General features: G+C 30.0%; 15 protein-coding genes and 2 tRNA genes. 5 read left to right on the forward strand and 12 right to left on the reverse strand.

Translation table 11 applies throughout. The features are described from left to right. Positions 1 to 1,457 precede the first annotated feature (1,457 nt). The 3 genes from feoB to ACMC9J_RS06280 all read left to right on the forward strand — a co-directional run bounded on the left by feoB (position 1,458) and on the right by ACMC9J_RS06280 (position 4,167). Positions 1,458 to 3,473 (forward strand): ferrous iron transport protein B, encoded by a 2,016-nt coding sequence (gene feoB, locus ACMC9J_RS06270; RefSeq protein ID WP_019264516.1) that lies wholly within the window; start codon positions 1,458 to 1,460, stop codon positions 3,471 to 3,473. A gap of 228 nt (positions 3,474 to 3,701) precedes the next feature. After that, on the forward strand, positions 3,702 to 3,932 hold the full coding sequence (locus ACMC9J_RS06275; RefSeq protein ID WP_004032343.1) for a FeoA family protein: 231 nt from the start codon (positions 3,702 to 3,704) through the stop codon (positions 3,930 to 3,932). A 34-nt stretch (positions 3,933 to 3,966) separates the two neighbouring features. Further along, positions 3,967 to 4,167 (forward strand): hypothetical protein, encoded by a 201-nt coding sequence (locus ACMC9J_RS06280; RefSeq protein ID WP_019264515.1) that lies wholly within the window; start codon positions 3,967 to 3,969, stop codon positions 4,165 to 4,167. Here the strand turns inward: ACMC9J_RS06280 and ACMC9J_RS06285 are convergent. The 8 genes from ACMC9J_RS06285 to ACMC9J_RS06320 form a co-directional block, all read right to left on the reverse strand. Next, positions 4,157 to 5,002 carry an ATP-binding cassette domain-containing protein gene (locus tag ACMC9J_RS06285; RefSeq protein ID WP_427003076.1) on the reverse strand — a complete coding sequence of 282 codons (846 nt, stop codon included), beginning with the start codon at positions 5,000 to 5,002 and terminating at the stop codon, positions 4,157 to 4,159. The genes ACMC9J_RS06280 and ACMC9J_RS06285 overlap by 11 nt on opposite strands. A 15-nt stretch (positions 5,003 to 5,017) precedes the next feature. Then, the gene (cbiQ, locus tag ACMC9J_RS06290; protein ID WP_019267733.1) at positions 5,018 to 5,848 is read right to left on the reverse strand and encodes a cobalt ECF transporter T component CbiQ; all 831 of its coding nucleotides are present in this window, start codon (positions 5,846 to 5,848) and stop codon (positions 5,018 to 5,020) included. A 62-nt stretch (positions 5,849 to 5,910) separates the two neighbouring features. Then, positions 5,911 to 6,216, reverse strand: coding sequence for a PDGLE domain-containing protein (locus ACMC9J_RS06295; protein WP_019264512.1), 306 nt, complete (start codon positions 6,214 to 6,216; stop codon positions 5,911 to 5,913). Beyond that, positions 6,217 to 6,858, reverse strand: coding sequence for a cobalt transporter CbiM (gene cbiM / locus ACMC9J_RS06300; RefSeq protein WP_019264511.1), 642 nt, complete (start codon positions 6,856 to 6,858; stop codon positions 6,217 to 6,219). Positions 6,859 to 7,105: 247 nt separating this feature from the next. After that, positions 7,106 to 8,149, reverse strand: coding sequence for a peptide-methionine (S)-S-oxide reductase MsrA (gene msrA, locus ACMC9J_RS06305; RefSeq protein ID WP_427003077.1), 1,044 nt, complete (start codon positions 8,147 to 8,149; stop codon positions 7,106 to 7,108). 36 nt (positions 8,150 to 8,185) lie between these two features. Then, positions 8,186 to 9,472, reverse strand: coding sequence for an oligosaccharide repeat unit polymerase family protein (locus tag ACMC9J_RS06310; RefSeq protein ID WP_019264509.1), 1,287 nt, complete (start codon positions 9,470 to 9,472; stop codon positions 8,186 to 8,188). A 12-nt stretch (positions 9,473 to 9,484) separates the two neighbouring features. Then, complete coding sequence (locus ACMC9J_RS06315) at positions 9,485 to 10,273, reverse strand: adhesin (RefSeq protein WP_304159337.1); 789 nt, start codon at positions 10,271 to 10,273, stop codon at positions 9,485 to 9,487. 17 nt (positions 10,274 to 10,290) lie between these two features. Beyond that, entirely contained in the window at positions 10,291 to 10,458 is a 168-nt protein-coding gene (locus ACMC9J_RS06320) for a 4Fe-4S binding protein (RefSeq protein ID WP_019264507.1), read from the reverse strand. 175 nt (positions 10,459 to 10,633) lie between these two features. Between ACMC9J_RS06320 and ACMC9J_RS06325 the strand changes: the two genes are divergently transcribed. Beyond that, a tRNA-Leu gene (locus ACMC9J_RS06325) sits at positions 10,634 to 10,716 on the forward strand. 34 nt (positions 10,717 to 10,750) lie between these two features. Beyond that, positions 10,751 to 10,823 (forward strand) — tRNA-Thr (locus tag ACMC9J_RS06330). Positions 10,824 to 10,874: 51 nt separating this feature from the next. Here the strand turns inward: ACMC9J_RS06330 and ACMC9J_RS06335 are convergent. Genes ACMC9J_RS06335 through ACMC9J_RS06350 form a run of 4 tightly spaced genes read right to left on the reverse strand, consistent with a single transcriptional unit; the run spans position 10,875 to position 13,596 of the window. Continuing rightward, positions 10,875 to 11,435 (reverse strand): UPF0254 family protein, encoded by a 561-nt coding sequence (locus ACMC9J_RS06335; protein ID WP_427003078.1) that lies wholly within the window; start codon positions 11,433 to 11,435, stop codon positions 10,875 to 10,877. Continuing rightward, positions 11,428 to 12,066: a UBA/THIF-type NAD/FAD-binding fold protein gene (locus ACMC9J_RS06340; RefSeq protein WP_019267727.1), complete on the reverse strand. Its 639-nt coding sequence runs from the start codon at positions 12,064 to 12,066 to the stop codon at positions 11,428 to 11,430. The genes ACMC9J_RS06335 and ACMC9J_RS06340 overlap by 8 nt, the downstream gene beginning before the upstream one ends. A gap of 48 nt (positions 12,067 to 12,114) precedes the next feature. Then, complete coding sequence (locus tag ACMC9J_RS06345) at positions 12,115 to 12,810, reverse strand: Nif3-like dinuclear metal center hexameric protein (RefSeq protein ID WP_019267726.1); 696 nt, start codon at positions 12,808 to 12,810, stop codon at positions 12,115 to 12,117. Next, positions 12,811 to 13,596 carry an SAM-dependent methyltransferase HcgC family protein gene (locus tag ACMC9J_RS06350; RefSeq protein ID WP_427003079.1) on the reverse strand — a complete coding sequence of 262 codons (786 nt, stop codon included), beginning with the start codon at positions 13,594 to 13,596 and terminating at the stop codon, positions 12,811 to 12,813. Position 13,597 lies beyond the last annotated feature (1 nt).

The following is a 13,597-nucleotide window of genomic DNA, read 5'->3' on the forward strand; positions in this document are numbered from 1 at the left end:
ATATGATAATACATATTTAATTTCGTGAGAGTAGTTATATGCTTTTTATTAAATTAGAGAAAGAGAGTATAAACTAATTTAATAACAATCGGAGTGTAGTAATATGGTTTTAAACCAACAACACATTAGTAATTTCAAATTAGATATTTTTAGGTATACCTAATTTTCATCACCAGTTATACTGTAGTTCATGATAGTATATAAATGTTTTTATTTTTTTAGGTTTACCAAAAATTCATATATAAAAATAAAATTAATTTTTTAAAAAGAGAGAAGTAGGTGTTTAAATTGATGTTTGTCCGATTTTAAACACCTAATTTGAGGAAAATAATATGGAGGTAAAATATTAAATTAGGGAGTGGATTGTTTTAATTTAATATCTATTTGGAGACCATATTCATTTTATTTTGACTGATATAGGTAATTTTAAATTAAGATCCCAATAAATTTAGGCATGCCTAATTTCAATCACCAGTTATACTGTAGTTCGTGATAGTATATAAAGGTTTTCATTTTTTTAGGCATGCCTAAAATTTTCAGATAAAAATTAATTGTTTTTTAAAAAGAGATAATTGGTGTTTAAATCTAAGAATTCATGTTTTTTAAACACCTTGTGTTTTTTTGTCATGGAAACTTGGCAGTGTTGTTTCCATGTTTTTTTATATTAAATTAGAAAATTGTGAAAACCAATTTAATATAATATAATTTTGGAGTTTTATTATTTGACTAATAATGTGTTTTTTTAAGTAGTTGTAATTTTAGGACCCTATAAGTTTAGGTGTGCCTAATTTTACACCACTATGTATTAGGTTAGTTGTTGTGGTATATAAATGTTTTCATTTTTTTAGGCATGCCTAAAATTTTCAGATAAAATTTAATTGTTTTTTAAAAAGAGATAATTGGTGTTTAAATCTAAGAATTCATGTTTTTTTAAACACCCTGTGTTTTTTTGTCATGGAAACTTGGCAGTGTTGTTTCCATGTTTTTTTATATTAAATTAGAAAATTGTGAAAACCAATTTAATATAATTTTGGAGTTTTATTATTTGACTAATAATGTGTTTTTTTAAGTAGTTGTAATTTAGGGATCCTATTAATTTAGGTGTGCCTAATTTTACACCACTATGTATTAGGTTAGTTGTTGTGGTATATAAAGCTTCCTATTTTTTTAGGTACGCCTAAACTTTTTACTTACTTTTAATAATTAATATAACTATTGTTATTGGATAGTATATAAATTCTTCGATATTTTTGGCTTACCTAAACATTTAAATAGCATTAAAACAAAAGTTAAGTGTAGGTTTAGGCAAGCCTTATTTTTAAGTTGCAAATATTTGATAAATTATAATAAATTTTTAAACTTAAATTTAGGTATGCCTAAATTTAAATTTTTATTTAATTAATATAAAATAGAATTTTTAATAAAAATTCGTTCTAACAAAAATAGGAGAATGGTTAATGAAAGAATGTATTGTAGGATTAGCAGGAAACCCGAATGTGGGTAAAACTACAGTATTCAATCAATTAACAGGTATGCATCAGCATGTAGGTAACTGGCCCGGTAAAACTGTTGAAAGGGCAGAAGGTCATTTTGATTATGATGCTACTCGCTTTGATGTTGTTGATTTACCTGGTAATTATGCATTAAGTGCTCATTCTATTGAAGAAATCGTTTCAAGGGATTTCATTGTAGATGATGATTCTGATGTGATTGTTAATGTGGTGGATGCTGCTAATTTAGAACGTAATTTGTATCTGACTGTTCAAATGATGGAATTAGGTGCAAACTTAGTAATGGCTCTTAATATGAATGATTTTGCAAAGAAAAAAGAACATATTATTGATATTAAATTAATGGCTGAGTTATTAGGTTTTCCAGTTGTTGAAATTAATGCTAAAAATAAAGATGGTTTTGATGAGTTATTGTCTACAGTTAAAAAAGTAGCAAATAAACATATTGACACCACTCAAAAATTGGTTTATGGCCCTGAATTAAAAGAACATTTAGGAGATCTTCAATCATTAATTGAAAAAGACAGTAATTTAACTGACGTTCCAGCAATGTGGACAGCAATAAAATTATTGGAAAAGGATGCTATTGTAATAGAAAAAGTTCAAAAATCTAAAAATGCTTCTCAAATATTGAGAGAAACTGATAAAGTAGCTGCACACTTAGCAGATATTTATAATGAAGGTGCAGAAGAAGTAATAGCTAATGCGAGATATGCATTTATTGATGGACTTATGAATGAAGCAGTAAGTAAACCTGCTGTGGAAAAACCAACAGTATCTGATAAGATTGATAAATATTTAACTAACAGAATTTTAGGAATTCCTATATTTTTAGTTATTATGTATATTATGTTCCAGCTTACTTTTACAATTGGAGCACCTTTCCAAGATCTGATTGATGAAGGTTTTGGTTTATTAGGTGAAGCAATTGGCGGAGTATTAGGTGATTCAGTACTTTCATCTTTTATTGTTGACGGTATTATTGGAGGAGTAGGTGGAGTATTAACCTTTTTACCAATTATTATCATCATGTTTTTATTCATAAGTATTCTAGAAGACAGCGGTTACTTAGCTAGAGCTGCTTTTGTTATGGATAGAGTTATGCATAAATTAGTTGGTCTTCATGGTAAATCTTTTATTCCTATGATTTTAGGATTTGGTTGTGGTGTTCCAGCAATTATGGCTACCAGAACAATGGAAAACGAATCTGATCGTTTACTTTCCATGATGCTTGTTCCATTCATGTCATGTACTGCAAGATTACCGGTATATGCATTATTAATTTCAGCATTTTTCGCTGCAAATCAGGGTCAGGTATTATTCTCAATTTATTTATTGGGAATCGTTGTTGCACTTATTGTTGCAGCTATTCTTAAAAGAACTATGTTTAAAGGAATGTCTTCCCCATTTGTTATGGAACTTCCAACATATAAAGTTCCATCCTTAAAAGGTGTATTATTACATACATGGGATAAAACTAAAGGATTCCTTAGAAAAGCAGGAACTATTATTCTTGCAGCATCCATTATTGTATGGGTTTTAAGTAGTGTACCATTTGGTGTTGAATACGGATCTCAGGAAAGTGCAATTGGTCAAATAGGTACTGCAATAGCACCAATTTTCGCTCCTCTTGGTTTCGGAGAATGGCAACCAGCTGTAGCAATCTTATTTGGTTTAGTTGCTAAGGAGGTTGTTGTATCTACATTCAGTTCACTGTTCGGTGTAGAAGAAGAGGGTTCGGGTATTGATGCAGCTGTTCATCAATTGTTCACTCCGCTTTCAGCATATGCATTTATGGCATTTGTACTGCTGTATGTTCCTTGTTTCGCGGCTATCGGTACAATCAAACAGGAAACCAACAGTTGGAAATGGCCGTTAACTATGTCTGTTATCACATTAGCAACCGGTTATATTGTAGCACTTATAATATATCAAGGCGGTTTGTTACTGGGTTTTGCTTAGGTGATGATTTTGCGTAGTAAAAGTGGTATTAGGGGTATCAGGATCCCTAAAAATAAAAAAGTGGGAGGAAAATCTCCTTCCAAATAATTTTTTATATTATTTTTGGATTACCTAAATATTTATATACTATTTTTTCTAAATATTAGATTAGATTTTAATTAGGTATAACTAAAAAACTTTATTTTAGGTAAGCCTAAATTTTTATAGATATGTCATGGAGTTGATAAAATGGTAAAATCTTTATTAGATGTGAACGCTGGTGACGAAGTAACTATTGTAAAATATAATGATGGTGGAAACACTGATTTAAAAAGACATTTATTAGGTATGGGATTCGTTAGAGGTTCAAAAATTAAAATCCAAAAAGTTGCACCTTTAGGCGATCCTATTGAATTCAAAATTAAAGGATATGATGTTTGTCTTCGTAAAGAAGAAGCTAAAAACATCATAGTAGAATAAACCCTTTAATTTTTATTTTTTCTGGATGATTTTTATGAAATGTAGAATGTGCGGATATGAATTTGACGAAAATAATGTTCCCAACAGGGGCTGCTCTGGTTGTGGAAAACACGGATGTCAATCTGTTCATTGCCCTAATTGTGGATTTGGTAACTCACCAGAACTGGATGAAGAATTTGATTTTATTATAAAACTTAAAGATAAAATTAAAAATAGAAAAAAAGCTACTCATTAATTTGTTTAGCTTTTATAATTTCTGCACATGTGTCTGCAACGCTTATTTTTTCGGTATTAACATTTAAACCGGATTCTTTTAAATTGTACAATATTTCTGTTGTTAATGGTGTTCTTAAATGAGCTTTTTTTAATAATTCTCTATTTGAAAATATTTGGTTTTTATTTCCGGATTCAATTATCTCACCATTATAAAGAATAAATATTTTATCTGCATATTTGCTGATCATATCTATATCATGAGATGAAATGATTAAGGTCATTCCTTCTTTATTAAGCTGATTCATGATATTCAGAACTTTTTCTACTCCATCAGGGTCAAGTCCCGCTGTTGGTTCATCTAAAATCATTATTTCAGGTTTCATAGCTATTATTCCGGCAATAGCTATTCTTTTTTGCTGTCCTCCACTTAAATGGTGGGGGGTTTTGTTTTCATAATTTTCCATTCCAACCATTTTCAGTGCATCTTCAATACGTTTTTCCACTTCGTCGTAGCTTAAACCTAAATTCATAGGTCCGAAAGCAATGTCTTCTTTAACTGTTGGTGCAAACAGCTGGTCATTTGGGTCTTGAAATACAATTCCAACTTTTTGTCTAACTTTAAGCAGTTCATCCTTCTCAAAAGAGATAGCTTTTCCTTCTATTTTAACACATCCTGAGGTAGGCTCTGTCAAACCGTTGAAGTGTGAGAAAAGTGTTGATTTTCCTGCACCGTTAGGTCCGATAATAGCTACTTTTTCTCCTTTTTCAATTTCGATATTGATATTTTTTAAAGCCTGTGTACCGTCAGGGTATGTGAAACTTAAGTTTTCAGTTGATAATTGTATATTTGTCATGTTATTTTCCTAATTTTAATTAATTGTAAGTTTCATTCCTAAATAACCTAACTGATTTGTGTACTTGTATAATATAACTTCAATAACAATCATGAGGGTTATTATGGAAATTAAATAAATGTAATCTGATTTTTCAAGCTGTGTTTTTTCATTGAATAGCTGGGAAGTATCTGAAAATCCACGGCTGATCATGCTTTTATGAACTCTTTCTCCCTGTTCATAAGATTTTAAAAACATCATAGCTATTGTATAGCCAACTTGCCTTACTATCCATCTGTAAGGAACTAACTTGGAATGAATATTAAAGTTTCTGGATTTTTGAGCATTTCTGATAGTTGTTAATTCATCAATAAATACAAATAAAAATCTTACTGTAATACTTAAAATCATAGCTAACTCTTTTGGCATTTTTAATTTTCTAAATGATGCCACAATTTCCTGCATCGGACTTGTAGAAGATAAAAGTACGATAGCTGTAAGTGATGTAATCAGTCTTCCGAATAATAAAATCGCCCAGTTTAGCCCGGCATCAGTTATTTGCATCCATGAATATGCCCAAAGTACATTTCCGGGATGGATAAATGGTTGAAATATTATGATAGCTCCACCAAAAGGCAGCAATAATACTATTCTTTTAAATGCATCTTTTATAGACACTTTTGATAAATATAAAATAAGCAGTAAAAATATTTCCATTATTATTGGAACAATAATCTGCTGTGAGAAAACAGTAAAAACAATGATTATAATTGCTGAAATTAGTTTTACAGGTCCATTTAAGTTATGAATTATGCTATCTCCTGATGCAATATCATCTAACTTAAGTGTTTGAGTAATGTCTGCCAATTATTAATCTCCAAAAAATTTCTAAAATATAGTAAAAAATATGAAAAAAAGAAGTTATAAATTTAACCTCTTTTTTCTATAATTTTTCCAACAATAAATCCTCCTGCAAGGCATATTACAGCACCTAAAATGAGGACTCCAATTTCACCAAGTGATCCTAATGGTTCAAAAGTGTAGTCTGGGAATGGGGATGAGTAAATTTCATTTAATCCGTCAACACCATAGTCTTCAGCTAATCCAGCATCTTCTGCAGATTTTTCAAGACCATCTGGGTTTCCAGAGGCAATAAATGGGGATAAACAGCTAATTATAATACAGATAATAACTGCTACAATTATTAAGTATCCGTCTTTTTTACTAAGATTCATTTATTTTCCCCCTTGTGATTGTTTGTTCCACATAAGTAAATCCGGTCTGTATTTTTCTAAAGCCATTATTACAATTACAGTTAAAACAGCTTCGATAATTCCTATAAACACATGGTATAATACCATTGAGTAGATTCCTAAAGTAAGTGGGAATGTTCCAGCTATTGCGAGTTCAACAGCAGCTGCTGCTGCAGCTACTACAGTTGCTAACCATGCAGCAACTCCAACTGCAGGGTATTTTCCGATTGTATTTTTTAATCCTTTAAATGTGTATAATCCAACACATCCTCCAATTATTCCCATATTCAATACATTGGTTCCAAGGGCAGTAAGTCCGCCATCACCGTAAATTAATGCCTGTATAAGTAATACTATAGTAAATACTAAAACTGCAGCTTCCGGAGCACAGAATACTAATGCCACTAAGCATCCACCAACCATGTGTCCGCTGGTTCCGAATGGTATTGGCATATTCATAGACATGATTGCAAAGATTCCTGCAGCAAGTATTGCCATAAGTGGGACATGTTTGTCATCAAGGTTCTTTTTAGCCCATTTTGTTGCAAAATAAAGAGCTACAATTAAAATAACATAGTATATTGCACATTGTGTCCATGGTATAAATCCATCAGGTATATGCATATTTTTTCCTCCATTTTCCTATATTGAGTAATACTTTTTTTTAAAGAAATTATAGAAAAGTATTACTTTAATTGGTTTATTTGTATTGATTTATTAAAATATCATGTATTCTCTACTTATTCAAGAAATAACCTTTTTGTAGTTGTTTTTATCATGATACTATATATAATTATGGAGAATTGTCTTATATAAAGGTTATTAAAGTATTACTATTTTATATTATTTTTTGATAAAAGTAATACTTAATTTACTTTTCAAAATATTTGATATATTCTCCATAACCTTCTTTTTCCAAATCTTCAAAAGCTATGAATTTTAAAGCTGCGGAATTGATGCAGTATCTCATGCCTCCCAATTCTGAGGGTCCGTCATTAAATACATGGCCTAAATGAGAATCTGCTTTTTTACTTTTCACTTCTGTTCTAATCATATTGTGACTGGTGTCTTTTATTTCTTTAATGTTGTCTTTTAATAGAGGTTTTGAAAAAGAAGGCCAACCACATCCTGAGTTGAATTTGTCCAGGGAAGTAAATAATGCTTCACCACTTACAACATCGACATACAATCCTTTTTTATTAAAATCATTGTATTTTCCGCTAAATGGAAGTTCAGTAGCACTGTTTTGTGTAACTTCATATTCAATATGATCCAACTTTTTGATATTTTCCTTTATTTTTAATTTTTCTAAAGATTCATCAATTGCCGGAAGTTTGCTTAAATCAATATGGCAGTAGCCATTAGGATTTTTTTCCAAATATTTCTGATGGTAGGTTTCTGCGGGATAAAAATAAGTTAAAGGCATTACTTCAACAACTATTTTTTTGGAATAGTTTAACTGTTTTTCTTCAATAAACATTTCAGCTATTTGCTTATCTGCAGTATCTGTGTAATAAATTCCTGTTCTGTACTGTGTTCCTATATCTGGGCCTTGTCGATTAATTGCAGTCGGATCTATTATTTTAAAAAATTCTTCCAATAACTCTTTTAGGGATATGAAATCTGGTGAGTAAATCACTTTTACGCATTCTGCATGTTTCGTATCAAAGTTGCACACTTCTTCATAAGTTGGATTTTTTGTGTTCCCGTTTGCATATCCGACTTCTGTTTTATATACTCCCAATATTCGTGATATATAGGTTTCAACGCCCCAAAAACAGCCTCCTGCCAAGTATATTGTTTTCAGGTTTTCTTTGTTAAATTGTATTTTATTGTTTATGTTTTCTAAAGACATACCAAAACCTCCAATAATTGGGGATTTTTTCATAAAATAGTATATAATATTAAAAAACATTTAGTATATAAAGATTTTTATTAAAAAATAGTAGGATTAGCATTTATCTGATTTAATAATAAATGCTAAATAAATAAAAATAGCTACTGCAAAGTATAATAAAACCTGAATATCTAATATTCCTGTTTCAACACCTAAAATTGAATATGTTAAAAGTAAACTGTAGAGTCCAGTGTATGCAAAGTCATTGGTTTTTTTCATTATTTTATATCCAATACCTAAAATAAATCCAAGTCCGCACATTTCAACAGCTACTCCGACTTTACCGAAGTCAATTACCATTTGTCCAATTAATGTTGGTGTTACAGTAACTTCTGTTCTCCAGGCTATTAATTTTCCAATCATCATTCTTGGTCCAAGGTCACTTCCGGGTATGGAACTGGCCAGTACATTTCCATGTGTTACTCCAAAGTTTCCTCCAATAAAATCAAGGAGGTTCAATACATTTAATGTAAAATCAGCCCTGCTTTCTAATGTGTAAAAAGGATTGGTAGCTGAAGTGATTGTATATTCTTCAACTGATCTGAAATAGCCGATTCCTATAATTGCACATACACCAATTAGGGCACCTACCACAACTTCCCACACAGCTAAGATATTTCCATAGTAACCCATAATTATCATGATAAGTAATACTGCAAGTAGTGGTGTCCTGTAACCTAAAGCCAATAAAAACACACTGCTGATGACTATCAAAATCAGGAATCTAAATCTTGTCTGTGAACGGGTGATTTTGTTTTCCTGAAATTTTTTTAAATAAACACTTGCCAGTATACAGACTCCTGGAATTATTAAAAACACAGGCATTGTAAATAAAGGTTTTAACTGATATCTTAAAGAGGTTTTAAGAATTGGAATTCCGCCAACTGACGCTACACTTACAAAAAAGAATAATATACTTATTAAAACAAGGCAGAATCCGATTGAATACAAATCTTCACTTTTAAATTGGATTGCCGGTTTTTTGAAGTCTTTATTTAAGAAGTATCTTGGCAATATTGCAGAGCCTATAAAAAATGCAATAAATGCAATAGCTAGTGTAATAGCTAAACTAGCTGAAACAGCATTTATAGACAATATTAAAAAGACTCCAAATACAATAAGCACAATCAGCGGATTAAATACTTGTGAATTTAATATTTTATTTTTTTTAATAAATCCTAAAAAGTTTTCACCAGGATAAAGTCCTTTAAAATAGCTATTGACCCATGCTTTTTCAAAATAATTTAAAATTGAAAAAATAATTGTAAATAAAAGGGATTCATGAAACAGCTGTGATATTTTATTTACAATTGATGTTAATTTTGCATATATTAAGCTCATAAGCTACACATCTTAAAATGTTTTGATATTTGTAACATTATAGTTATTTTCAATAGTTTTTAAGTCTTGTTCACTGCAGTCATAAATTCTAATTGTTATTGGGCTTGTTTTACCATCAAAATTTCCTAAAATATTGTCTGCAAGATTTATTTCTTCGCTAGTTGCTCTAGTTATAATTAATTGGTTGTATAATCCGGTATTTGATCCTTTTAGGGATATTCTTTTATCATGTGAATAAAGGTTGTTAGATAAATCTTGATAATCTATTGTACTTAATTCATCAACTGATACCGTAGTTGTAATTTCATAATCGGTATTGTTGTCAATTCCTGAAATTAAATCACTTAATGAAGTAATATTTTCCGGATTAATTGTTACTTCTGTTAAATTGTTAAATTTATTTCCGTCACTCTCAAGAGAAATAGTATCTATATAAATGTCTGCATTAGGAATATCTTTGTATAATCCTGCTAGGTATTCTTTTCCATTTGAATTGATTAATACTTTGACATTTGATCCTTTATCATCATCAATCCATGTTATATTTCCATGTAATTCAACTGATTCTCCAGTACTTGCATTATATCCGCTGACAGTTGTTTCTACTATATTTCCTTCCATATATAATTTCAAATAATTTTCAACTATTTTATTCATTGTAGATGAGTCATATGAAGATGTTTTTACATCATCTGAATCATCAGTAGTAATATGGATAAATGCAAAAACAATTGCACATATTACTGCGATAATTATAATGTAGTCAACAATTGTAAGTTTATTTAATATTCCTTTTTTCATAATCTCAAAATCCTTGGTTATTCATCAAAAATAGCACCTACTGGACAAATGTCTACACATTCTCCACAGTCATCACATTTATTTTCATTAATTTCAACTTTAAATGCTTTTTTTATGATAGCTTCTTCAGGACATACGTCTATGCAGTCTTCACAAACTCCACATTCTTCATTATCGATTTTCAAGGTAAACACCAATTTTTTAATTTAATATTATAAAACCGTAATATTTATATATTTAATTAACTCAATATTAATATATCTTTTCTATGTACTTTTAGTTATGTTTGTTTAATTTAATGACTGAAACATAACATTTATATAGTATTAGATACAATCTTATATTGTATGTAAATCATATGCAAGGGTGCCCGAGCGGCCAAAGGGGGAGGACTTAAGATCCTCTGGTATAGGCCTTCGAGGGTTCGAATCCCTTCCCTTGCACTATTCTTTAAAACTGTATTTTTTTCTCGATTTTGCCTTAGTGGCTCAGCCGGTAGAGCGCCACCTTGGTAAGGTGGAAGTCGGGGGTTCGAATCCCCCCTAAGGCTTCTTTAAAAACTATTTTTCTTAATTAATTTTATAAAAAAAGTTTTGATAATTTATTTTTCTATAATTTTTATATTATTCATAGATTCAATAGAATCAAAATCATCATTTAGAAGAAATAAAAGGATTTTTACACATTTTTCAATTCCATTTTCCTGTCTTTGGAATAATTCTTCGCTGTTGTTTTCTCTTAAATCACTAGCAATATCACTGGTTGTTATAATTGTATAATCATTAGTTACAATAGATATTCCACCTCTTCCGATTCCTGCAGTAGTTCCAATAGCTATATCACAATCAGTTATTTTTTTTACAGCTTCAGCCATAATTTTGCTGACCTTTTTATCTTCTGCTTCATTGTAGCATTTGATTCCTTTAATTAATGTTGTAGGTTCCGGAGGATTTTCAATTTGCAGAACACTTTTTACAGCTTCAATAGTTGGTATAAAAAGACTGCATATTACACTAAGTTCATTGTAGTTAAAATTTCCGTAGCTTTCAGGATTTTCAACGTAATCTCTCCCAAAATTACCTGTGTATCCCTGAGCTATTGCATGAAGTTCTCTGCCTATTTTTCCATGCGTGAAACATTCTGCTGTAGCTATTTTAATCATATGAATCCTTCAATAATTTTAAAGAAGTTTTTGTTATCTGTTTTGCAACTTCATCTAATGTATATGGAGTAATTGGCTCTTTGTCTCTTAACAATTTATTTGTAGTAACAATTAGATGGTTTTCGGTTATTCCTTCTTTTCTAAGCTCATCTACTGCAGGGTTGTCTTCAAATTCTGAAATATCTCTTACTTCCACAGTTTCATCTCCAAATCCAAATATTCCGGCAGTGCTTATTGTTTTAGCACCTCTTTTTTGTGCATGTTTTATAATTTTAGCAGCAATTGGTATTGTATTTCCCCCAGCTATCTGTATTGCAACTACATCTCCTTTAATTAAATCCAGATTATCTGGAGTAATGTCTTCACAAACGCTGATGATTTTTCTAAAGCTTTCATCATGGGTGCATAATTTATTTAGGAAATCTGATTTATATTCTCCGACTTTTGCACCTTTCATTGTAAAAATAATATCTCCACCATCTATCTTTTGCCCATCGAAAACTCCAATTTCTTTTGGCCCGCCTCTGTGTACTTGTATTAAATGGATTCCAACTCTTAATCCTAATCTTCCAAATCCAATTAAGTCTATTCTGCCTTTTGGAATTCTTGAATTTTCTATTTCCTGTATCATTTCAATATTCTCCAGATTTTGTATAACTATTGTTATTCTAATTATATTTTATATATTTTCCCAGGGATTTATATTAACAACTTCACATTTAACATTAAGCGGTTTTAACAATTCTTCTAATTTGTATAATCCGGGAACTTCGCTGCTGTGATGGCCCAGGTCAATTAAAGTAATATCCAAGTTTTTAGCTAAAATTGCACTTTCCTGAGTTAAATCTCCAGATATCAGTAAATCTAAATTTAATTTCTTGGCTAATGTGACATACTCTGGATTTTTAAGACCGAAGCCTGAAATTATTCCAATTTTATTAAGTTTTTTGTTGTTGGGAGGTTTATTTACAATTCTGATTTCTTTAAAACTATCTGAAATATCTTTTTCAAATTTACCAAATGTTTTGTCTGTTTTGCAGATTCTTCCAATATTTGTAGTTTTGTCAAATGGTGATATAACATCTAATTTTAATGTTTCAGCTAGTGCTTCATTAGCTCCTCCATTAATAATGTCCCAATTTGAATGAATTGTGTAAGTTGGTGTTTTCGGATTGAATAATGGTGGATGATGAGTTAGAATTAAAGTATCTGCTTTTTGAGTATCAAATTCAGGATATAAATCCATAAATATTTCAATGGAGTTTATATTCTGATTCAAATCATATTCTTTTCTAAAACCTATTTCATCATTTTTTAAAGCCAGATTTTTAGGTATATTCTCATCTATAAACTCAATAATTTCTTTAAGTTTCATTTAAATCATTTTAGATTCAATTTTATCTAATTGTGTTTTTATTAAATCATCACAGCTGAAAGGGTCGATAGTTGATATTTTCATAGCATTTTTGCTAACTAATTCGACAAACTTTGGAATATTTTTTTCTTTGAAAATAACTTCTTCAAAAAAGCCCATTTCGCAGGCACTATAAAGAACACCTTCCCTTTTTTGGGATTCCTGTAATGCATTTGTCAAAACACCAATAGTTAAAGTCATTGTTCCTGATGTTTTAGTATTTATTCCTTTAGTTTTTAGGATAGCTTTATTTGATGAATTAACTGAATTTATTCTTTCATGAATATTGTTTTTATCTTTAAGTAAGCTATCATTATCTTCAGCTACTGGGTCTTCTATTAAAAATACTTCAGCATTAATTTCAGATGACTGTTCAACATTTAATCCTCCAAAACCTGTAGTGTCAATAACCACATCTCCAGTTTTAATCAGCTCCAGATCTGTTGAAAAATTTATACTGTTTTTATAATTTCCACCAATATTTGTGTCCAATAATTCTTTTAAGTGAGGATAAATATCAATTAGCAGAATATTGTTGTATTTTTCGCTTAATTTTTTGACAATTCCCATTCCAGTAAAATAAGTTCCCACAACAACAATTTTAGTGTTTTTATCTAAATTCAAATTATCAATATAATTTAGACAAGCTTCAGATTTTTTGTTAATTATATTATTAAAAATATCTATTAGTCTGGTTTCAGATTTTATAGTAAAAACTTCAGAAGTTATTCCTGTGTCAACATCCATA

The sequence above is a fragment of the Methanobrevibacter intestini genome, assembly GCF_047402955.1.
In the GTDB taxonomy this organism is placed as follows: domain Archaea; phylum Methanobacteriota; class Methanobacteria; order Methanobacteriales; family Methanobacteriaceae; genus Methanocatella; species Methanocatella intestini.

Coding starts and splice junctions, on each gene's coding strand:
- feoB (WP_019264516.1), top strand. CDS start 1,458: ATGAAAGAATGTATTGTAGGATTAGCAGGAAACCCGAATGTGGGTAAA.
- ACMC9J_RS06275 (WP_004032343.1), top strand. CDS start 3,702: ATGGTAAAATCTTTATTAGATGTGAACGCTGGTGACGAAGTAACTATT.
- ACMC9J_RS06280 (WP_019264515.1), top strand. CDS start 3,967: ATGAAATGTAGAATGTGCGGATATGAATTTGACGAAAATAATGTTCCC.
- ACMC9J_RS06285 (WP_427003076.1), bottom strand. CDS start 5,002: ATGACAAATATACAATTATCAACTGAAAACTTAAGTTTCACATACCCT.
- ACMC9J_RS06295 (WP_019264512.1), bottom strand. CDS start 6,216: ATGAATCTTAGTAAAAAAGACGGATACTTAATAATTGTAGCAGTTATT.
- cbiM (WP_019264511.1), bottom strand. CDS start 6,858: ATGCATATACCTGATGGATTTATACCATGGACACAATGTGCAATATAC.
- msrA (WP_427003077.1), bottom strand. CDS start 8,149: ATGTTTTTTAATATTATATACTATTTTATGAAAAAATCCCCAATTATT.
- ACMC9J_RS06310 (WP_019264509.1), bottom strand. CDS start 9,472: ATGAGCTTAATATATGCAAAATTAACATCAATTGTAAATAAAATATCA.
- ACMC9J_RS06315 (WP_304159337.1), bottom strand. CDS start 10,273: ATGAAAAAAGGAATATTAAATAAACTTACAATTGTTGACTACATTATA.
- ACMC9J_RS06335 (WP_427003078.1), bottom strand. CDS start 11,435: ATGATTAAAATAGCTACAGCAGAATGTTTCACGCATGGAAAAATAGGC.
- ACMC9J_RS06340 (WP_019267727.1), bottom strand. CDS start 12,066: ATGATACAGGAAATAGAAAATTCAAGAATTCCAAAAGGCAGAATAGAC.
- ACMC9J_RS06345 (WP_019267726.1), bottom strand. CDS start 12,810: ATGAAACTTAAAGAAATTATTGAGTTTATAGATGAGAATATACCTAAA.
- ACMC9J_RS06350 (WP_427003079.1), bottom strand. CDS start 13,596: ATGGATGTTGACACAGGAATAACTTCTGAAGTTTTTACTATAAAATCT.